At 65.8% G+C, this 20,135-nt stretch carries 16 protein-coding genes; 8 read left to right on the top strand and 8 right to left on the bottom strand.

Features of this window, described 5'->3' with window-relative positions:
- The first annotated feature begins 282 nt into the window (after window positions 1-282).
- Genes DOM66_RS17430 through DOM66_RS17420 form a run of 3 tightly spaced genes read left to right on the top strand, consistent with a single transcriptional unit; the run spans window position 283 to window position 3,116 of the window.
- Window positions 283-1,287 carry a DctP family TRAP transporter solute-binding subunit gene (locus DOM66_RS17430; RefSeq protein ID WP_110691029.1) on the top strand — a complete coding sequence of 335 codons (1,005 nt, stop codon included), beginning with the start codon at window positions 283-285 and terminating at the stop codon, window positions 1,285-1,287.
- A 30-nt stretch (window positions 1,288-1,317) separates the two neighbouring features.
- Window positions 1,318-1,794, top strand: coding sequence for a TRAP transporter small permease (locus DOM66_RS17425; RefSeq protein ID WP_110691028.1), 477 nt, complete (start codon window positions 1,318-1,320; stop codon window positions 1,792-1,794).
- On the top strand, window positions 1,788-3,116 hold the full coding sequence (locus DOM66_RS17420) for a TRAP transporter large permease (protein WP_110691027.1): 1,329 nt from the start codon (window positions 1,788-1,790) through the stop codon (window positions 3,114-3,116). Before DOM66_RS17425 ends, DOM66_RS17420 begins: the two co-directional genes overlap by 7 nt.
- Window positions 3,117-3,234: 118 nt before the next feature.
- Here DOM66_RS17420 and DOM66_RS17415 read toward each other — a convergent pair whose 3' ends face one another.
- From DOM66_RS17415 to DOM66_RS17405, 3 genes are read right to left on the bottom strand one after another with little or no spacing between them, the layout of a single operon-like run.
- Entirely contained in the window at window positions 3,235-5,478 is a 2,244-nt protein-coding gene (locus DOM66_RS17415; protein ID WP_110691026.1) for a xanthine dehydrogenase family protein molybdopterin-binding subunit, read from the bottom strand.
- A gap of 22 nt (window positions 5,479-5,500) precedes the next feature.
- Window positions 5,501-6,487 (bottom strand): FAD binding domain-containing protein, encoded by a 987-nt coding sequence (locus DOM66_RS17410; RefSeq protein WP_110677017.1) that lies wholly within the window; start codon window positions 6,485-6,487, stop codon window positions 5,501-5,503.
- The gene (locus DOM66_RS17405) at window positions 6,484-7,173 is read right to left on the bottom strand and encodes a (2Fe-2S)-binding protein (protein WP_110677015.1); all 690 of its coding nucleotides are present in this window, start codon (window positions 7,171-7,173) and stop codon (window positions 6,484-6,486) included. Before DOM66_RS17405 ends, DOM66_RS17410 begins: the two co-directional genes overlap by 4 nt.
- Window positions 7,174-7,585: 412 nt before the next feature.
- On the opposite strand from DOM66_RS17405, the gene DOM66_RS17400 reads away from it, so the two are divergent.
- The gene (locus DOM66_RS17400) at window positions 7,586-8,356 is read left to right on the top strand and encodes a MipA/OmpV family protein (RefSeq protein WP_110677013.1); all 771 of its coding nucleotides are present in this window, start codon (window positions 7,586-7,588) and stop codon (window positions 8,354-8,356) included.
- A 158-nt stretch (window positions 8,357-8,514) separates the two neighbouring features.
- Here DOM66_RS17400 and nadA read toward each other — a convergent pair whose 3' ends face one another.
- The 3 genes from nadA to polA all read right to left on the bottom strand — a co-directional run bounded on the left by nadA (window position 8,515) and on the right by polA (window position 13,927).
- Window positions 8,515-9,564, bottom strand: a complete 1,050-nt coding sequence (nadA, locus tag DOM66_RS17395; RefSeq protein ID WP_110691025.1) for a quinolinate synthase NadA — start codon at window positions 9,562-9,564, stop codon at window positions 8,515-8,517.
- 13 nt (window positions 9,565-9,577) lie between these two features.
- Window positions 9,578-10,993 carry an NADP-dependent phosphogluconate dehydrogenase gene (gndA, locus tag DOM66_RS17390; RefSeq protein ID WP_110691024.1) on the bottom strand — a complete coding sequence of 472 codons (1,416 nt, stop codon included), beginning with the start codon at window positions 10,991-10,993 and terminating at the stop codon, window positions 9,578-9,580.
- A gap of 153 nt (window positions 10,994-11,146) precedes the next feature.
- Complete coding sequence (gene polA / locus DOM66_RS17385) at window positions 11,147-13,927, bottom strand: DNA polymerase I (RefSeq protein WP_110691109.1); 2,781 nt, start codon at window positions 13,925-13,927, stop codon at window positions 11,147-11,149.
- Window positions 13,928-14,099: 172 nt separating this feature from the next.
- Here polA and DOM66_RS17380 point away from each other — a divergent pair, with 172 nt between their 5' ends.
- From DOM66_RS17380 to speA, 3 genes are all read left to right on the top strand, one after another.
- Window positions 14,100-14,405: a DUF2782 domain-containing protein gene (locus tag DOM66_RS17380; protein ID WP_198651819.1), complete on the top strand. Its 306-nt coding sequence runs from the start codon at window positions 14,100-14,102 to the stop codon at window positions 14,403-14,405.
- Between the two features lie 120 nt (window positions 14,406-14,525).
- A complete protein-coding gene (locus tag DOM66_RS17375; protein ID WP_110691023.1) occupies window positions 14,526-15,473 on the top strand; it encodes a homoserine kinase in 948 nt (315 codons plus the stop codon).
- Window positions 15,474-15,682: 209 nt separating this feature from the next.
- A complete protein-coding gene (gene speA / locus DOM66_RS17370; protein ID WP_110677005.1) occupies window positions 15,683-17,590 on the top strand; it encodes a biosynthetic arginine decarboxylase in 1,908 nt (635 codons plus the stop codon).
- A 115-nt stretch (window positions 17,591-17,705) separates the two neighbouring features.
- Here speA and DOM66_RS17365 read toward each other — a convergent pair whose 3' ends face one another.
- Window positions 17,706-18,368 carry a fumarylacetoacetate hydrolase family protein gene (locus tag DOM66_RS17365; RefSeq protein WP_110691022.1) on the bottom strand — a complete coding sequence of 221 codons (663 nt, stop codon included), beginning with the start codon at window positions 18,366-18,368 and terminating at the stop codon, window positions 17,706-17,708.
- Between the two features lie 176 nt (window positions 18,369-18,544).
- Complete coding sequence (gene thpD / locus DOM66_RS17360) at window positions 18,545-19,492, bottom strand: ectoine hydroxylase (protein WP_110691021.1); 948 nt, start codon at window positions 19,490-19,492, stop codon at window positions 18,545-18,547.
- A 352-nt stretch (window positions 19,493-19,844) separates the two neighbouring features.
- Here thpD and DOM66_RS17355 point away from each other — a divergent pair, with 352 nt between their 5' ends.
- Complete coding sequence (locus tag DOM66_RS17355; RefSeq protein WP_110676999.1) at window positions 19,845-20,039, top strand: hypothetical protein; 195 nt, start codon at window positions 19,845-19,847, stop codon at window positions 20,037-20,039.
- Window positions 20,040-20,135: the final 96 nt, after the last annotated feature.

The following is a 20,135-nucleotide window of genomic DNA, read 5'->3' as shown; positions in this document are numbered from 1 at the left end:
AGAATCGGGAAAGCACTCGCCACCCCGCAATACGACCTACTGACTAAATTTCATATAATGGAATTTTTGAAAACCCCAGAGGTGGATAAATATCGGAGAACTACGAAGAAAGGACTATGAAATAGAAAAGCCATTTTGATGATAATCAATCGATTAGGATAAAAACGACTCAAGGCCGCCCGGGTGTTTACAACCATCGTCCAATTCCCCGACACGACCCGCTCGTCCAATCTGCCAGCGACAAGCCATAACAATTCCACTCTACGGAACGCGAGACACCCCATGATCAAGCGTACGCTGATTCCGCTGGCCGTCGCGGCATGTACCACCCTGCTGTCGCTCTCGGCCCATGCCGATACCTATCGCCTGACCCACAACACCTCCGACGCCACCTCCTGGCAGAAGGGCGCCGAAAAGTTCAACGAGCTGCTGAAGCAGGCGTCCGACGGCGATATCGGCGTGCGCATCTTCCCCAATGCCGTGCTCTCCGGCGGCGACCAGATGAAGCAGGCGGAGATGGTGGGCCGTGGCGATATCGACTTCGTCATCACCTCGGCGATCAACGTCACCCCGCTGATTCCCGAGATGGCGGTCTTCTCGCTGCCCTATCTGTTCTCCAACTACGCCCAGGTGGACAACGCCATTCAGGGCGCACCGGGGGACGCGGTGAAGGAGATCGCCCGCGACAATGGCATCGAGATCCTCGCCTGGGGAGAGAACGGCTTTCGCGAGCTGACCAACAGCGTCAAGCCGGTCTCCTCCCCCGCCGACCTGCGCGGCATGAAGATCCGCGTGGCCGGCCCGATGTACATCGATGTGTTCGATGCCCTGGGCGCCAATCCGCAGCAGATCCAGTGGACCGAGACCTTCTCGGCACTGCAGCAGGGCGTGGTCGATGGTCAGGAGAATCCGGTGGGCTCGATCATCGTGCCGCAGCGGCTCTACGAGGTGCAGAAGTATCTGACCGAGTGGCACTACTCCTACGATCCGATCTTCATCGGGGTCAGCGAGAAACGCTGGAACGGCTGGGATGCCAAGACCCAGGCGCTGGTCGCCAAGGCGGCGCAGGAGGCCATGGCCTATCAGCGCGACCTGGCGCGCGACCAGACCCGCAGCGGCGTCGAGACGCTGAAGCAGCACGGCATGACCGTCACCACCCTGGACGCGACCCAGCTCGAGGCGTTCAAGCAGGCCACCAGTGAGGTCTACGACCAGTGGGCGGCACGCGTGGGCGAGGATCTGGTCACGCAGTTCGAGCAGGCGGTCAAAGACACGGCTAGCCAGTAACGAGACGATCAACACGGGAGCGCAACGCTGATGCGATCGGTCTGGCACCATTTCGAGGAAGTGATCTGCGGCTGCGTGTTTCTCGGCATGACTCTGCTGGGCTTCATCAATGTCGTGGTACGCAACCTCACCAACTACTCGCTGGCATCCACCCAGGAGCTGATCATCAACGGGATGGTGCTGCTGACGGTGTTCGGTGCGGCGATCGCAGCCAAGCGCGGCCAGCATCTGGCGGTGACGGTGCTCTACGATATCGCCCCCGCCCGCTTCAAGCGCGTGCTGGTAGTGGTCTCGACCCTGCTGGTGCTGGTGACCCTGGTGCTGTGCACGCTCTTTACCGTGACCCTGCTCGGTCACCAGTACACCAGCGGGGTGGTCTCCAGCGCCCTGCAGGTGCCGCAGTGGTACTACACGCTGATCGTGCCGCTGGGCTTCGTCATGCTGATGATCCGCCAGCTGGAGCTGGCGATCGCCGAGCTGCGCCGTCCGGGAGGTGTCGCATGCTAGACCTCTCCGCCGGTACCCAGATGATCATCCTGTTCTTCGTGCTGGTCCTGATTCGTGTGCCGGTGGCGTTCAGCCTGGCGCTGTCGGCCATGGCGGCGATGTACATCATGGGCTTCGGGCTCGACATGGTGGGCGACCTGATCGTCTCGGGCATCGCCAAGTATTCGCTGCTGGCGATCCCGTTCTTCATCCTCGCCGGCAATATCATGGGGATCACCGGCATTGCCGAGAAGATGATCAACTTCTTCCGCACTCTGGTCGGCGGGCTACCCGGTGGCATGGGCCTGGTCGGTACCGTGGTGTGCCTGTTCTGGGGCGCGGTGAGCGGCTCGGGGCCGGCCTCGGTGGCGGCGATCGGGCCGCTGATCATCCGCGGCATGGTCGCCGACGGCTACTCGCGTGCCTTCGCCGCGGGCCTGGTCTGTACCGGGGCGGCGCTGTCGCTGATCATTCCGCCCTCCATCGGCCTGGTGATCTACGGCATCCTCGCCGGCACCTCGATTTCGGATCTGTTCCTGGCCGCCATCCTGCCGGGCCTGATGCTCGGCCTGCTGATGCTGTGCGCGCTGCCGTTCGCACGGCTGAGCGCCACGCCGCCCTCGGCGAGCGAGAGCGCCAGCGCGGATGCCGCCTTTCTGCGCGCGGTGGGCGAAGGCAGCGGTCTGCCCTACGCCACGCGCCTGCTGCGCGCCTTCCGCGAGGCGTTCTGGGGCCTGCTGACGCCGGTGGTCATCCTGGGCGGCATCTATGGCGGCCTGTTCACCCCCACCGAAGCGGCGATCGTGGCCACCGTCTTCGCCATGTTCGTGGGCTTCTTCATCTACCGCACGCTCAGCCCGCGGGCGCTGTTCGCCTGCGTGGCGGCCTCGGCGGGGTCCTCCGCGGTGGTCATGCTGGTGGTGGCGTTCGCCAGCCTGTTCGGCTGGGTGGTGGTGGTCGACGGGCTGGTCGGCAACTACTCGGATGCGCTGCTCGGCATCAGCCAGAGCCCCTGGGTGATCGTGCTGATGATGCTGGTCATCCTGCTGCTGGCAGGGATGTTCATGGACGCCATCACCATCATGTTCATCACCCTGCCGATCTTCATGCCTGTGGTGCAGCAACTGGGCCTCGACCCGACCTGGTTCGGGGTGGCCTTGATGACGGCGCTCTCCATCGGCCTGATCACCCCGCCGGTGGGCATCAATCTGTTCGTCGCCGCCAATATCACCGGGCTGCCGCTGGGCCAGATCGCGCGTGGGGTGATCCCTTTCCTGATCGTGTCGCTGATCGGGCTACTGATCGTGGCCTATGTGCCGGCGATCTCGCTCATCGCGCTCTAGCCCCACCGCACCTAGCGCGGCGTCACCGAGACCGACGACGACAAATAGCCAGACCAAGACGAAGACCCAGACAAAGACGCCGGCCCTGGGGCCGGCGTCGATGCGTTCTGGATCTGGCTCAGGCCGTGCGGGCCTCAGGCACATCATCCATCAGCTTGTCGAGGGTGATCGGCAGCTCGCGGATACGCTTGCCGGTGGCGTGGTACACCGCGTTGGCCACGGCGGCGGCGAGCCCGGTGATGCCGATTTCGCCGATACCGCGGGCCCCGTACTCGTTGAACCGGGTATCGGGGTAGTCGAGCAGGATGACATCGACCTCGGGCTGGTCGGCGTGGACCGGCACCACGTACTCGGCATAGTCGTTGTTGACCGGACGACCGTTGCGGGCGTCGTATTCGGTCGCCTCGAACAGCCCCATGCCGACGCCCATGACGATTGCGCCCTCGACCTGGTTGCGTGCGGTGGTCTCGTTGATCACCCGGCCGACATCGATGGCGCTGACCACGCGGGCGACGCGCAGATGCGAGATGCCCGGGTCCCAGCGCACCTCGACGAAGTGCGCGCCGAAGGAGCGGTAGGAGTATTGTGCATCAGCCCCCTCGGTGTGGGCTTCACCATCGGCGCTGCCGTAGCGCGCGGCGCCGAGGATGTCGGCAAAGCTCACCTGCTTGCCATCGGCGTTGCGCAAGCCGCCCTCCGCGACCTCGAGCTCGTCGCTGGCGACCCCGGCGAAGGCACCATTGGTGCCGGTGGCGTAGCGCTTCATCTCGTCCAGTGCGACCCGCGCCGCCTTGGCGATCGCCGGCAGCGTGGTCGCCGTGGCCCAGGAGCCGCCGGAGACCGGGCCATCCGGATAGGAGGAGTCCCCCAGTTCGACCGTGATCCGCTCCAGCGGCAGGCCGGTGAGATCACTCACCGCCTGGGCGACGATGGTGTAAGTGCCGGTGCCGATGTCCTGGGTGGCGCAGGAGGCCAATGCGGTACCGTCGGCGCGCAGCGAGACCCGCGCATCGCACGGGCGCTTGAGCGCCTCCCAGTTGCACGCCGCCATGCCGTAGCCGACGATCTCGCGCCCCTGGCGCATGCTGCCGATCTCGGCGGAGCGTTCGTCCCAGCCGAAGCGCTCGGCGGCACGCTGGGTCGCCTCGACGATATGGTTGCTGGAGAAAGCGAGATCCAGGCTCTCGTCGCGCTCGGCGTAGTTGTCGAGGCGGAAGGCGAGCGGGTCGGCGCCGACGGCCACGGCCATCTCATCCACCGCCGACTCCAGCGCGAACAGCCCCGGTGCCGCACCGGGGGCGCGCATCGAGGTGGGCGTACCGCGATTCACCTGGGTCGTTGCGTGGCTGACGGTGAGATGGGGGCAGCTGTAGAGACTCTTGGTCACGCTGCCGCAGGTCTCGACGTACTGGTCGGTGAACGAGGTGGTGTTGATCGACTCGTGGCGCAGGGAGACCAGCTTGCCGTTGCCATCGGTGGCCAGGCGCAGCCGCTGGCGCGTCTCCGGCCGGTGGCCGGTGGTGGTGAACATCTGCGCCCGCGGCACCACCAGCTGTACCGGGCGCCCCAGCTCGCGCGCGGCGGCGGCAGTGGCCACGGCATGGGGCCAGGTCCACAGTTTGCTGCCGAAGCCGGAGCCGATGTAGGGCGCATGCACGGTGACCCGCTCCGGCGGGATGGCGAAGATCTTGGAGAGCGCGTTACGCGCCATCACCACGCCCTGGGAGGCATCGAAGATCGTGAGATGATCGCGCTCCCACCACGCCGTGGAGGCGTGCATCTCCATCGGGTTGTGGGTCTCCACCGGCGTCCGGTAGGTCACGTCGATACGCTGGGCGGCACTGTCGAAGGCCGCCGCGGCATCGCCGCGTGAATGGTCGCCTCGGCCGGCCCGGGTGCCGTGGGCGGCCACCCCCTGATCCAGGTTGGCGAGTGCGTGGTCTTCGGCGTAGCTGACCTCGACCTCTCGCGCCGCGGCGCGGGCGTTCTCGAAGGTATCCGCCACCACCAGCGCCACGAACTGCCCGGCGTAGTAGATGCGCTCGTCCTCGAACGGCAGACGCGTCTCCTCGACCTTGTTGCCCTGAGCGAAGCTCGACGGCGAACGGTAGAGCTTGGGGAAGTGCCCGTGGTGAAAAATCTCGATCACACCGGGCATCTGGCGTGCCCGAGCCACGCTCAGTTGACTCACCTTGCCGCTGGCGATGGTGCTGAACACACCGTAGCCGTAGACGAGATCGGCGGGCTGCTGGTCGGCGGCGTAGTGGGCACGGCCCGAGAGCTTGTCGGGGCCATCGATCCGCGGCACGCCGGCGCCGATGATCGCACCGAAGTGCGGGGCAGTGGGCTTGTCGTCACTCATCTGGGTCTCTCCTCGCCGTGGCTCAGGCTATGGTCAGATCGGTCAGGTTGCGTACGATCGCCTGCTGGCCGAGGGGAATCTTGTAGGCGTTGTGGGAGTAGGCGACGGCATGCTCGAAAGCGAGCTTTGCGGCGTCGGCAAAGCGCTGCTCGCTCGCCGGCTCACCCTTGAGCGCCGCCTCTACCTCCGGCGCCCGCCACGGCTTGGTGCCGACGCCGCCCAGCGCCACCCGTGCTTCTCTAACGGTGTTTCCATCCATCTGCACGATTACCGCGCTGGAGGCGAGCGCGAACTGATAGGACTGGCGATCGCGCAGCTTGAGATAGGCCGAGCGGCTGCCGGCGAGCGGGGCGTCGAGCACCACATGGGTGATCAGCTCGCCGGGCGCCAGCGCGTGCTCGCGCTGCGGCGTGTCACCGGGCAGCAGGTGGAAGTCGGCGAAGTCGATCTCGCGTCGTCCCTCGGGGCCTTCGACCTGCACCTTGGCGCCGATCGCCGCCATCGCCACGCACATGTCCGACGGGTGAGCGGCGATGCAGCTGTCGCTGGTGCCGAGCACCGCATGCACCGAGCGGTTGACGCCGCCGATCGCGGCACAGCCGCTACCCGGCTCGCGCTTGTTGCAGGCCGAGACACCATCGCGGAAATAGGGACAGCGCACCCGCTGCATCAGATTGCCGCCGGTGGTGGCCTTGTTGCGCAGCTGGGTCGAGGCTCCTGCCAGCAGCGCCTGGGAGAGCACGGCGTAATCCTCGACGACACGCTTGTCACGGGCCAGCGCGGTGTTGGTCACCATGGCGCCGATACGCAGGCGGCCGTCGTCCAGAGACTCGATCCGGTCCAGCGCCACGCCATTGATATCGACCACCTTGCGCGGCTGCATGACATCCAGCTTGACCAGATCGAGCAGCGTGGTGCCACCCGCCAGGAAGGCAGCCTGGCCATCGCTGCCGTGGGCCGCAATCGCGGCCGCCGGGTTCTCCGCCCGGGCATAATCGAAGGCTCTCATGCCGGATCTCCTGCAAGTTTGCCACGCGCCGACTGGATCGCCGCGACGATGTTCTTGTAGGCGCCACAGCGGCAGATGTTGCCGCTCATCGCCTCGCGTACCTCGGCATCGCTGGTGCCGATCGCGTCATCGTTGAGAATCGCCACCGCGCTCATCATCTGCCCCGCAGTGCAGTAACCACACTGGTAGGCATCGTGCTCGAGGAAGGCCTGCTGGATCGGGTGCGGCTGACCATTCTGCTCGAGCCCTTCGACCGTGGTGATGGCGTCGCCGTCGTGGGTAACCGCCAGACTGAGGCAGGCATTGATCGCGGTGCCGTTGACCAGCAGCGTGCAGGCCCCGCACTGACCGTGATCGCAGCCCTTCTTGGTGCCGGTGAGACCGAGACCATGGCGCAACGCGTCGAGCAGAATCACGTTGGGGGTCACGTCCAGTTGCTGGCGCCGGCCGTTGACGATCAGCGTGATGCGCTGCCGGCCCTCGGCCGGCGGGACATCGGTCTGGGTCTGCGGCTGGTCCGGCGAACCGGCATAGCTCACCTGGGACAGCGCCGGTGCCGCCGCCATAGCGAGACCGGAAGCCCCCGCGGACTGCAGGAAACGCCGCCGCGCGGGAGAGCGGGGCTGGGTGTCGCGGCGGGGATCGAAGTGATCGACCCCCGGCGTCGCGCGCTCGTTGTCATCCATGTCTGAGATCCTCATCAAGGCTGTGCCGCTGCCGGCATCATTGTCTTTCTCACGTGGCGTTCTGGCGCGTCGTGCTCGCGTGTCTGTCGAGATGCCCTGTCGGGTGCGGGGCTGGCGCTTGCCGCTCGAGCGGCGATGCGCGCGTCTTGTCCCACGACGGCCAGCGCGAGAGGCGGTATGCCAGGCGGGGCGCAGGCACGCAGGGTGTGTCAGGCACCGCAGCGCGATGTCGAAGGGCGGCCAGTCGTAGCACTGACGTTAGGAAAAGAGCGGCATCCATGCCAAATCATTGGCGTAATTCGCGCAATTCACGCAGAAATGGGCATCATCCACAGGCCCGCGGCGCGGCTGGCCTTTTGCTCGGGCCTGCCGTATGTTTTCGCCCAACTGCATCGTCACAGGGATCAGAGAGATGAGTGTTTCACGTCATGGCGTCCGTCTGCTGGCGCTCGCCGCCGGCCTCTCCACCGCCGCCGCGGCCAGCGCGGCCCAGCCGACCTGGGAAGGCAGCGTCGGCGCCGGCGCCCTCTACGCGCCGGACTATCAGGGTAGCGACGACTACGAGTGGAGGGCCTGGCCGTCGCTGGATGCGACCTACGGCAACACCTTCTTCGTCAGCGTGACCGACGGCATCGGCTGGAATCTGGTGCGCGAGGGCAAGTGGCGGGTCGCGCCCTTCATCGGCTACACCTTCGGCCGAGACGACACCGGCGACATCCGCGCCCTGGATCAGGTCGACGGCGGCGCCACCGCCGGCCTGCGCGCCAGCTATCTCGACGACACCTGGCACTACAGCGCCGCCGCCGAGACGCCGTTCACCGGTGACCTCGACGGCTATCGGGTCAAGTTCGCGGCGACCCATGTCGCCCGCCTCGGCGAGCGCGCCGCCTTCACCGTCGGCCCGCGCTTCAGCTACACCAGCGCGGCCTGGACCGACGATCTGTTCGGGGTCTCCGCCGGAGAGAGTGCGCGCTCGGGGATTCGTGCCTACGACCCGAACGATGGCTACTTCACCCTGGGCGCCGATGCCACCCTGAGCTACTACCTCACCCGGCAGTGGTCGGTCACCGGCCTGGTCGGCGTGGCACGCCTCACCGGCGACGCCGAGGATAGCCCGATCGTCGACGACCTCGGCGACGCCACCCAGTGGCACGCGGGCGCCTTCATCAACTACCATTTCTGATACCGGCCACCGTTGACATCGCCAGGGGCGTGCCACGCCGCCCCATCAGCAAAAACGCCCGCCCCGGCATCGGCCGGAGCGGGCGTTTTCGTCTTGCCACGGACAGCGCTGGGGGTGATGCCAAAAGTCGGCGAGCGACGTCCGTTGTCGTACCCAGCCTAACGACGCTTCAACTCGGCACCGAACTCCAGCATGCGATTCAGCGGTACCAGCGCCTGGCGTGCGATCTCGGGATCGACATGAATCTCCTGACCACAGCCGTTGGCGTCCTCCAGCACCGCCAGGGTGTTCTCGAGGCCGTTCATCGCCATCCACGGGCAGTTGGCGCAGCTTCTGCAGGTGGCGCCATTGCCCGCCGTGGGCGCGGCCATGAAGGTTCTGTCCGGCATCAGCTGCTGCATCTTGTAGAAGATGCCGCGATCGGTGGCGACGATGAAGCTGGGGTTATCGAGCTTCTGGGCCGCGCTGATCAGCTGCGAGGTGGAGCCGACCACATCGGCGATCTCCACCACCGAGGCCGGTGACTCCGGGTGCACGAGCACCGCGGCCTGCGGATGCAGCGCCTTGAGATCGAGAATCCCCTTGGCCTTGAACTCATCGTGGACGATGCACTCGCCCTCCCAACAGAGCACGTCGGCCCCGGTTCGCTCGCGCACATAGTTGCCCAGATGGCGATCCGGCGCCCACAGGATCTTTTCGCCCTGCCGGTCGAGGTGATCGATCAGTTCCACCGCGATCGACGAGGTCACCACCCAGTCGGCACGCGCCTTCACCGCCGCCGAGGTGTTGGCGTAGACCACCACGGTGCGCTCCGGATGCTGGTCGCAGAAGGCGGAGAAGGTGTCCGCCGGACAGCCGATGTCCAGCGAACAGGTCGCCTCCAGCGTGGGCATGAACACCCGCTTCTCTGGGCTCAGGATCTTGGCGGTCTCGCCCATGAACCGCACCCCGGCAACGATCAGCGTGGTCGCCGGGTGATCTTTGCCGAAGCGGGCCATTTCCAGCGAGTCGGCGACGCAGCCACCGGTCGCTTCCGCCAGCGCCTGGATCTCGGGATCGGTGTAGTAGTGCGCGACCAGCACCGCGTTACGCGCCTTCAACTGCGCCGCGATACGCGCCCGATAATGCGCCTTGGCGCCCTCGTCGAGCGTCGGCTGCGCGTGGCCCGCCAGATGCTCGCGAACGCGATCCCGCTCCCGTTCCGCCATCGCTTCGTCTCCGTCAGTCCTGCAGCCACTCGGTGTGGAAGGTCCCTTCGCGATCGACACGCTTGTAGGTGTGAGCGCCGAAGAAGTCGCGCTGGGCCTGAATCAGGTTGGCCGGCAGTTTTTCGCTGCGGTAGCTGTCGTAGTAGGCGATAGCCGAGGAGAAGGTCGGCACCGGAATGCCGTTCTGCACGGCATGAGCGATCACGTCCCGCAGCGCCGACTGATAGTTGCCGGCGATATCGCCGAAATACGGCGCCATCAGCAGGTTCTTGAGCTCAGGATTCTCCTGATAGGCATCGGTGATCTTCTGCAGAAAGCGCGCGCGGATGATGCAGCCGGCGCGGAACAGCTTGGCCACTTCGCCATAGTTCAGGTCCCAGCCATGATCCTCGGAGGCGGCGCGCATCTGGGCGAAACCCTGGGCGTAGGAGGCGATCTTGCTGAAGAAGAGCGCCTTGCGCACCTTCTCGATGAACTCGGCCTTGTCGCCCTCGAAGGTCTTCTGCGCCGGGCCCTTGAGCACCTTGGACGCTGCCACACGCTCCTCTTTCAGCGCCGAGATGAAGCGCGCGAAGACCGATTCGGTGATCAGCGGCAGCGGCACGCCGAGATCCAGCGCGCTCTTGCTGGTCCACTTGCCGGTACCCTTCTGCCCCGCCGAGTCGAGAATGATATCGACCACATCGTGATCGCTCTGGTCATCCTGCTTGGTGAAGATCTTGGCGGTGATATCGATCAGGTAGCTGTCGAGTTCGCCTTCATTCCACTCACTGAACACCTCGGCCAGCTCGGCATTGGAGAGCCCCAGCGAGCCCTTGAGGATCGCGTAGGCTTCGGCGATCAGCTGCATGTCGCCATATTCGATGCCGTTGTGGACCATCTTGACGTAGTGGCCGGCGCCATCCGGGCCGACATAGGCCACGCAGGGCTCGCCGTCGTCGGCGCGGGCAGCGATCTTCTCGAGGATCGGCGCCACCATGTCGTAGGCTTCCTTCTGCCCACCCGGCATGATCGACGGCCCTTTCAGCGCCCCCTCCTCGCCACCGGAGACGCCGGTGCCGATGAAGTTGAAGCCCGCCTCGGAGAGCTCCTTGTTGCGGCGAATGGTGTCCTCGAACGGGGTGTTGCCGCCGTCGATCAGGATGTCGCCCTGGTCGAGATGCGGCTTGAGCGACGCGATCGTCTTGTCGGTGGCATCGCCGGCCTTGACCATCAGCAGAATGCGCCGCGGCGTCTCCAGCGACGCCACGAACTCCTCGACGCTATAGAACGGTTTGAGCTTGCTGTCACCGTTCTCGGCCATCACCTCGTCGGTCTTCTCCGCCGAGCGGTTGTAGATCGACACCGTATAGCCGCGACTCTCGATGTTGAGCGCCAGATTGCGCCCCATGACGGCCATGCCGACCACGCCGATTTGCTGTTTGGCCATGGAATTGATGCTCCTTGCAAAAATGAAGCCGCCACGCGGCGATGAACGTCACCCGCTGACGGATGCTCCCTATTGTAAGGCAGAGCGGGCGTTCCGCCGAATCGCCCGCTGCCCAGCATGAGGCCACCTGGCTGGCACGCTTCCAGCCCGAGGTCAGTGCGCCTCGTCCCAGTTGGCGCCGCTATTGGCATCGACGATCAGCGGTACCTTGAGTTCGGCGGTGCGCTGCATGCGCTGGCGCACGGCGGCGATGAAGTCGTCGCTCTGCGCCTCGGCGACTTCGAACACCAGTTCGTCGTGCACCTGCATCACCATCCAGGCGTCGAACTCGGCCTGGCCCTGGGCCGGGTTGAGCCAGTGGTGCACGTCGATCATGGCGAGCTTGATGATGTCCGCCGCGGTGCCCTGCATCGGCGCATTGATCGCGGTACGTTCGGCGGCCTGGCGCCGGGCGTGGTTCTGCGCCTTGATCTCCGGCAGGTAGAGCCGGCGCCCGAACACCGTCTCCACGAAACCATCCTCCGCCGCCTGGGCGCGAATCCTGTCCATGAAGGTGGCGACCTTGGGGTAGCGGTCGAAGTAGCGATCGATATAGGTCTGCGCCTGGCCACGCTCGATGTGCAGCTGCTTGCCCAGGCCCCAGGCGCTCATGCCATAGATGAGGCCGAAGTTGATCGCCTTGGCACTGCGCCGCTGATCCACGGTGACCTTCTCCAGCGCGACACCGAAGACTTCGGCGGCAGTGGCGGCGTGGATGTCCTGATCGTTGGCGAAGGCGTCGAGCAGCCCCTTATCGTCGGAGAGATGCGCCATGATGCGCAGCTCGATCTGCGAGTAGTCGGCAGCGACGATACGGTAGCCGTCGCGGGCGACGAACGCCTGGCGGATCTTGCGCCCCTCTTCGGTGCGAATGGGGATGTTCTGCAGATTGGGGTCGGAGGAGGAGAGCCGTCCGGTGGCGGTGACCGCCTGGTGGTAGCTGGTGTGAAGCCGCCCGGTGGCGGGATTGACCAGCCGCGGCAGCTTGTCGGTGTAGGTCGACTTGAGCTTGGTCATGCCACGGTGGGCCATGATCAGCTTGGGCAGCGGATAGTCCAGTGCCAGCTCTTCGAGCACCGCCTCGGCGGTACTCGGCGCGCCCTTGGGGGTCTTCTTGATCACCGGGATCTTCTGCTCCTCGAACAGGATCTCGGCAAGCTGCTTGGGCGAGCCGAGGTTGAACTCCCGGCCCGCCAGTTCGAAGGCTTCACTCTCGAGCTCGCGAATGCGGGTTTCCAGCGCCTGACTCTGGGCATGCAGACGCGCCGGATCGAGGGCCACGCCGCCGCGCTCCATGTGCGACAGCACCGGGATCAACGGCCGCTCGATACGGTCGAGTACTTCGGCCAGACGCCCTTCCGCCTCGAGCTTGGGCCGCAGTTCGCGATGCAGACGCAGGGTGATGTCGACATCCTCGCAGGCGTAGGGCACGGCTTCCTCGAGCCCGATCTGATCGAAGGTGAGCTGCTTGGCGCCCTTGCCGGCGATCTCCTCGAAGCTGATCGTCTTCTCCCCGAGGTACTTGAGCGCCAGCGAATCCATGTCGTGGCGCGTCGCCGTGGAGTTGAGCACGTAGGACTCGAGCATGGTGTCGATCAGCTCACCGGCGACCTGGATGTCGTAGCGCGCCAGCACCGAGATATCGTACTTGAGGTTCTGCCCGATCTTGGCGATGTCGGGGTTCTCGAGCAGCGGCTTGAGCGCCGCCAGCACCGCGTCGCGGTCGAGCTGGTCGGGGGCATCCAAATAGGCGTGGGCCACCGGAATGTAGGCAGCCTCATGGGGTTCGAGCGCCAGCCCGATGCCGACGATATCGGCCTCCATATAGTTGAGGCTGGTGGTCTCGAGATCGAAGCAGAACGCCTCGCTCGCCGCCAGGCGCTCGACCCAGGCGTCGAACTCTGCCTGGGTGAGCAGGGTGTGGTCTTCGCGTGTAGCGCTGGCCTGCGCCGGGGCTGCGTCGACATCGTCGCTCGCGACCGCGGTGCCCGAGACGACGTCGTCCACGCCCTCGTCCTTGCCTTCGAGCAGCTCGCCCAGCCAGTTCTTGAACTCGAGCTGGGTGTACAGCGCCTTCAAGGCGTCGCGGTCCGGCTCGGCCAGATGCAGCTCGTCGAGCCCCACCGGCAGCTCGCAGTCGGTCTTGATCGTGGCCAGGCGATAGGAGAGGAAGGCCTGCTCGCGGTTGGCTTCGAGCTTCTTGGGCAGCGTCTTGGCGCCGCGGAAATCGAGCGTGGTGACGCGCTCGAGATCGGCGTAGATGGTGTCCAGGCCGCCGCCCATGCCCTGGAGCAGACCGAGCGCGGTCTTCTCGCCGACCCCGGGTACTCCCGGGATGTTGTCGACCTTGTCGCCCATCAGCGCCAGGTAGTCGATGATCAACTCGGGCGGAATGCCGAACTTCGCCTCCACCCCGGCCACGTCGAGGGTTTCGTCCTTCATCGTGTTGACCAGGGTGATGTGCTGGTTGACCAGCTGGGCCATGTCCTTGTCGCCGGTGGAGATCACCGCATCGCGTCCGGACTCGGTGGCGAGCCGGGCCAGCGTGCCGATGACGTCGTCCGCCTCGACCCCCTCGATGCACAGCAGCGGCAGGCCGAGCGCCTTGACGCACTGGTGCAGAGGCTCCACCTGGGGCCGCAGGTCATCCGGCATCGGCGGCCGATGGGCTTTGTACTCGGCGTAGATCTCGTCGCGGAAGGTCTTGCCCTTGGCGTCGAACACCACCGCCATGGGGCTCTGCGGATACTGCTTGATCAAGCTCTTGAGCATCGCCAGCACCCCGCGCACCGCGCCGGTCGGCTGGCCGTCGGCGGTCGACAGCGGTGGCAGGGCGTGAAAGGCGCGGTAGAGATAGGAGGATCCGTCGACGAGGACGATGGGAGCATCTGCCATGAGCTGGGGCATCCGTGACTGGCTTTCGATCGCCTCATGATACGCAAGGCGCCGCTCGGCGTCAGGGCACGCCGCCGGCGATCGGGAATCCACGCCTGCGCCTGCGGTCGAAGCAGGTGCGGATGGCCGCGATCCAGCGCTAGACTAACCACCGCCAATGGAGGTGACCGCCATGCCCACTACGCTATCGCACACCATGCTCCGCGCGCTGCCGGGCCTACTGCTGGCCGGCCTGCTGGCCGCGACCGCGCTGCCCCCCGCGGCTCTGGCGCAGAACACACCGACACCCGAGATCAAGACCCATAGCGACGCCCAGCAGACGGTCTCGGAGTATCGGCTCAACGGTAAGCTTTATGCCATTCGCGTGGCGCCGAAGTCGGGACAGGCCTATTTCCTTTATGACGCCGACGGCGACGGCAACTACCAGCGCCGCGACACCGACACGGTGCCGGTACCCGAGTGGGTGCGCCGCGAGTGAGCCGCCGAGGGCGCTGCCGCATCGCCGCAATCCACACGAGGGCAACAACGCACGCGAGGTAGGAGCGCGCCGCCTCAACCGCTACAATGCGCGGTTTCCGCTCCCAGATCCGATATTGCCATGGCCGTATTCACTCCCCTCGACGACGCCCAGGTCGCTGATTTCCTCACGCGCTACGCCGTCGGCGATTTCGCCGCGCTGAAAGGCGTCCCCCAGGGCACCGAGAACAGCACCTTCTTCGTGACCACCGACCAGGGCGAGTGGGTGCTGACGCTGTTCGAGCAGGGGGAGTTCGAGGACCTGCCGTTCTTCGTCGATCTGCTCGACTATCTGGATGCTCAGGGCCTGCCGGTGCCGGGGCCGGTCCACGACCGCCAAGGGGTCGCCCTGCAGCGTCTCGCCGGCCGCCCGGCGCTGCTGTTCCCGCGCATGCCCGGCAGCCACCCCAGCGCGCCTAACCTGGCCCAGTGTGCCGCGCTCGGCGATGCACTGGGGCGCATGCACCAGGTATCGCAGCGGTTCACCGGCCAGCGCGACAATCCGCGCAACCTGGCCTGGCTGCGCCGCCGCCATCGCGAAGTGCTGCCCCATCTGGAGAGCAGCGACCAGGCGCTGATGCGCGAAGAGATCGCCGCCTACGCCGCGGCCTTCGCTGTCGCCGACCTGCCGCGCGGTGCCATCCATGGCGATCTGTTCCGCGACAACACCCTCTACGACGGTGACCGCCTCGGCGGCATCATCGATTTCTACAACGGCTGCACCGGCGAGCTGCTGTTCGATCTGGCGATCGTGATCAACGACTGGACCAGCGACGCCACGGGCGAGATCGACCACGCGCGTTACGACGCCATTCTCAGCGCCTATCTGGCTCACCGCCCGCTGAGCGATGCCGAGCGCGCGCTGTGGCCGCTGATGCTGCGCATGACCGCACTGCGCTACTGGCTGTCGCGCCTGCTGGTGATCCACGTCGACCCGCCCGCGCACGACATCACGCCCCACGACCCGGCCCGCTTCCGCACCCTGCTGACGCGACGGCTCGAGGGTGAGGTCCCGCCGTTGCCGGCGTGAGCGCCGGGCGCTTTTTCGACTAGGCTTGTGCGGGGCCGCACCAGCGACACCTGTTTCGGAACGCTGCCAGAACAGCCTGGCGGCCCTGGGCTTTTTTCCTGAAATTCATGGTTCCCGACACAGTGCAACGGCATAATGCGCGCCATCGTCACCCGGCGCGCTACCTATCTTTTCGCCGGGACTTCACCGCCGGTCCATCGGAGAGCGTCATGCCGAATCCTTCTCCCGCCGCACAGGCCCGCCGCACCTACAATATCGATCAGTGGGGCAGTGGCTACTTCGACGTCGACGACCAGGGACGCACGCTGGTACGCCCGCTGGGCAGCGAAGTCCCCGGCCCCAGCATGGTGCTCGATACCCTGGTCGACAAACTGCGCGACGCCGGCCTGCGCCTGCCGGTGCTGGTACGCTTCATCGATATCCTGCACGACCGGGTCGAACAGCTGTGCATGGCGTTCGATCAGGCGATGCAGGAGGAGCGTTATCAGGGTGGCTATACCGCGGTCTACCCGATCAAGGTCAACCAGCAGCGCCGCGTGGTCGAGGAGATTCTGGCCACCCAGGAGCGCGGTCATGGCCGTGTCGGTCTGGAAGCCGGCAGCAAGCCGGAGCTGATGGCGGTACTGGCGCTCTCCGGCGACGGCCCCTCGGTGATCATCTGCAACGGCTACAAGGATCGCGAGTACATCCGCCTGGCGCTGATGGGCGAGAAGCTCGGCCACAAGGTCTACCTGGTGGTGGAGAAGTACTCCGAGCTGAGCCTGATTCTGGAGGAAGCGGAGAAGCTCCAGGTGCGGCCGCGGATCGGCGTACGCGCGCGCCTCTCCTCGGTGGGCAAGGGCAAGTGGCAGGATACCGGCGGCGAGAAGTCGAAGTTCGGTCTCACCGCGACCCAGATCCTGACCATCACCGAGCGCCTGCGCGATGCCGGTGCCCTCGACAGCCTGCAGTTGGTGCACTTCCACCTGGGCTCGCAGATCGCCAATATCCGTGACATCCAACGCGGCCTGCGCGAGTGCGCGCGCTTCTACCACAGCCTGCGCGAACTCGGTGCGCCGATCGATACCGTCGACGTCGGCGGCGGTCTTGGCGTGGATTACGAAGGCACTCGCTCGCGCAGTTTCTGTTCGATCAACTACTCCATGCGCGAGTATGCCAGCAACGTGGTGTGGGCCTTCAGCCAGATCTGCAACACCCACGAGCTGCCGCACCCGCAGATCATTTCCGAGTCCGGACGCGCCCTGACCGCCCACCATGCGGTGCTGGTGACCAACGTCATCGGCGAGGAGCGCATGGGCCACATCGAACCGGAACGCCGGGTCGGAGAGGACCCCCACGTCGACGAGCTGTGGCGGGTCTATGATCGGCTCGAGGGCATGCGCGAGCCGCGCGATCTGGTCGAGGCGTACCACGACGTGGTGCAGGCCGTGGGCGAGCTGCAGGATCGCTTCGTCATGGGGCTGGCCGATATCCAGGCCCGCGCCGAGGGCGAGTCGGTCTACTTCGCGGCCTGCCAGCGTCTGCGCGACCGTCTCGATGGCCGCAACCGCGCCCATCGTGACATCGCCGATGAGCTGGCCGAGAAGCTCGCCGACAAGCTGTTCGTCAACTTCTCGCTGTTCCAGTCGCTGCCGGACGTCTGGGGGATCGACCAGGTCTTCCCGGTGCTGCCGCTGACCGGCCTCGACCATACTCCGACCCGGCGCGGCGTGATCCAGGACATCACCTGCGACTCCGACGGGCGGATCGATCTCTACGTCGATGGCCAGGGGCTCGAGAGCACGCTGCCGCTGCCCGAGTGGGACGATGACGACGACAAGCTGCTGGGGCTGTTCCTGGTCGGCGCCTACCAGGAGATCCTGGGCGATCTACACAATCTGTTCGGCGATACAGACTCGGTCGACGTGGCGCTGGATGCCAACGGCGAGTGGCACCTCTCCCACGTGCAGCAGGGCGACACCGTGGCCGCGGTGCTGGGCTACGTCAACTTCGATGCCGAGGCACTCAAGCAGCAGCTCACCGAGCAGCTGATCGCCAGCCCGCTGAGCGTTGAAGAGCGCGAGCAGTTCGTCGAAGAGCTCTCCGCCGGCCTGAGCGGCTACACCTACCTGGAGTGAAGCGCCGCCGCCAGGCCAGCCCCATGCCAGATGCAAAAAACCGCGAAGCGATCGCGGTTTTTTGTGCCCGGCGTTTTTTGCGTCCGGTGCCGGTGCACCGACACCTTCATGTGCTTTATCGGGTGCGCGTGCCGACATCCAGCCCCAGCGACAGCGACAGGCCAAGCACCGCCTCCCGCGGCAACTTGCCGACGCCGGCCGGGGTCCCGGTCAGCACCACGTCGCCGGGCTCGAGGGTGAAGGTGCGGGTCATCTCTTCGAGCAGCGCGGGCACCGAGAACAGCATGTCGCTGAGCTTGCCGCTCTGCTGGCGCTGGCCATTGATATCCAGATGGAAAGAGACGCTGGCCCAGTCGGTGTCGGCGTCCACCGGCACGAAACGCGACAGCGGGCAGGCGCCATCGAACGCCTTGGCGCGCTCCCACGGATGGCCCTTCTCCTTGAGCGCCGACTGCACGTCGCGCAGGGTGAGATCCAGCGCCAGGCCGGCGCCGGCGATGCCTGCGAGCGCTTCTGCCTCGCTCGCTTCGCTCAGGCGCTCACCGATCAGCAGCGCCAGCTCGGTTTCGAAGTGCACCTCGCCATGAGTGAACTGTCGGGCGATCGGCGATTCGAGCTCCACTGCACTGGTCGCCGGCTTCATGAACAACAACGGTGCACTGGGAACCGGATTGTTCAGCTCAGCGGCGTGCTCGGCGTAATTACGCCCCACACAGAGAATCTTGCCCAGTGGATGCCCGGTCTCGCTGCCGTCGACGAAGCGCGTGGTAAAAGCCATGCTCTACTCCCCTGCCAGTGTTGAAGCCCAACGAAGTGCGCCGGCGGCACCATGAAAAGCCGCCGTTGACGCAGACTCGACGAGTCTAGCCTCAACGGCGGCCGATGGCATCACGCCTGCCTGCGCGCCGACGCGCCTGGCTCCGTACCCACGAACCAGGCAGCGGCGGCGTGTCGTCAGTGGGTCACGCCCTGGGGCGTCCACACCTCATCCGGCGCATGGGCCAGAAAGTCAGGACGCGACTGCTTGGCCCCGAACGGGCGCACGCAGGCGTTGTCGCGACGGTTGAAGACGAAGAAGGCGTTGCTGCGCGGGTCCGGCGACATATTGGCGTTGGAGCCGTGCAGAGTATTGCAGTCGAACAGCAAGAGCCCGCCGGCGGCCCCGGTCGGCGCCTGAATGCCGTTGCTCTCGATCAGCGCGCGCAGGGCCTCTTGCCCGGGCACACCGAACTCCTGCTGCTTGAGCGAGCGCTTGTGATTGTCGTCCGGCGTCTCGCCCAGGCAGTGCACGAAGACCTTGTGCGAACCGGGCACCAGCATCAGCGGGCCGTTGAAGTGGTGGTTATCGGTAAGCACGATCGAGGCGCTGACAGCGTGCATCTCGGGCATGCCGTCCTCGGCGTGCCAGGTCTCGAAGTCCGAGTGCCAGTTGAAGCCTTTGCCGTGGAAGCCAGGCTTGTAGTTGATCCGCGACTGATGCACGTAGACGTCGCCGCCTACGATCTGGCGTGCCCGCCCGGCCAGGCGCGGGTCTGCCGCCAGCTGCGCGAAGCGTTGCGACAGAAAGTGCACCGCGAACAGCGAACGAATCTCCTGGCTGTCCGGCTCGGTGATGGCAAAGTCGCGGTCGCGGAAATCATCCCGCGCCAGGAGTAAGGCGAGTTCGTCGTTCAGTGCGGCGACCTCGTCCTGTCCCAGAAAGTTGGGCTCGAACAGGAAGCCGTCACGCTCGAAGGCATCCATCTGGGTGCCGTCGAGCGGCCCTTCCAGGTGGCGGCCCTTGACGACTGCCTCCTGGCGCTCACGCCAGAGCGCTCCCTGCGGCCGGCGCAAACGTGTCGGATAGCGATCCTGCTTCGTCCACGTGTCTTGTTGACGGGGGGATGCGGTCTGTACTGACATCCAATCACCTCCAAGTTTGTGATCAGGTTTCAGATCCAGTCCTCGGCAGTAGTGCCGATAGGTGGGTCGAGTGAAGTTTCCTCATCTGACATCAAAGGGGTCTCTAGCCTAGAAAAGTCGGCCAGAATTGCAACTGCCTGCCCGGGGTCAGCCCCGAGCCGCTGGCGGCGCTGCGCTTCTGCGACCGTTTCGGCTACGCCACCGTGGCAGGCCCGCCCAGGGGCAGCGATAACGTAAAGCAAGAAAATGACAGGTTCGTGCTACACGGCCCGAGGAGGATCGTGCCCGACGTCATCAAGATTTCATCTAATATGGACACACTCCGCCTGCCGTTTCCCAGGGGAGGTAAGCCATGATCTGCGTCACACTCGATATGCAGTGCTCGCTGTGCGGCAGCGACCGATTCCATCTGCCGACGCAGCCCGGGGAGAGCCCCCACGTACGCTGCGCCAACTGCACCGCCGTGAAGTGCCAGACACTGGCCCTGGAGTCGACCTTGATGGCGTATCGCCGCGAGCACACGCCGCCGCACCATCGCGCAGCATGACCCGCCGCTCTTGCAGCCGCCGGGCCGATCTCAGGGAAGTCGGGAAGCGCTGGAATGTCTGAGAAATCTGGAAAGCAATGCAAGGCCTGAGACACT

The organism is Salinicola endophyticus (genome assembly GCF_003206575.1).
Taxonomy (GTDB): Bacteria; Pseudomonadota; Gammaproteobacteria; order Pseudomonadales; family Halomonadaceae; genus Salinicola; species Salinicola endophyticus.
The sequence above is the reverse complement of the archived record's forward strand: the minus strand, read 5'-3'. Positions and strand labels throughout refer to the sequence as shown.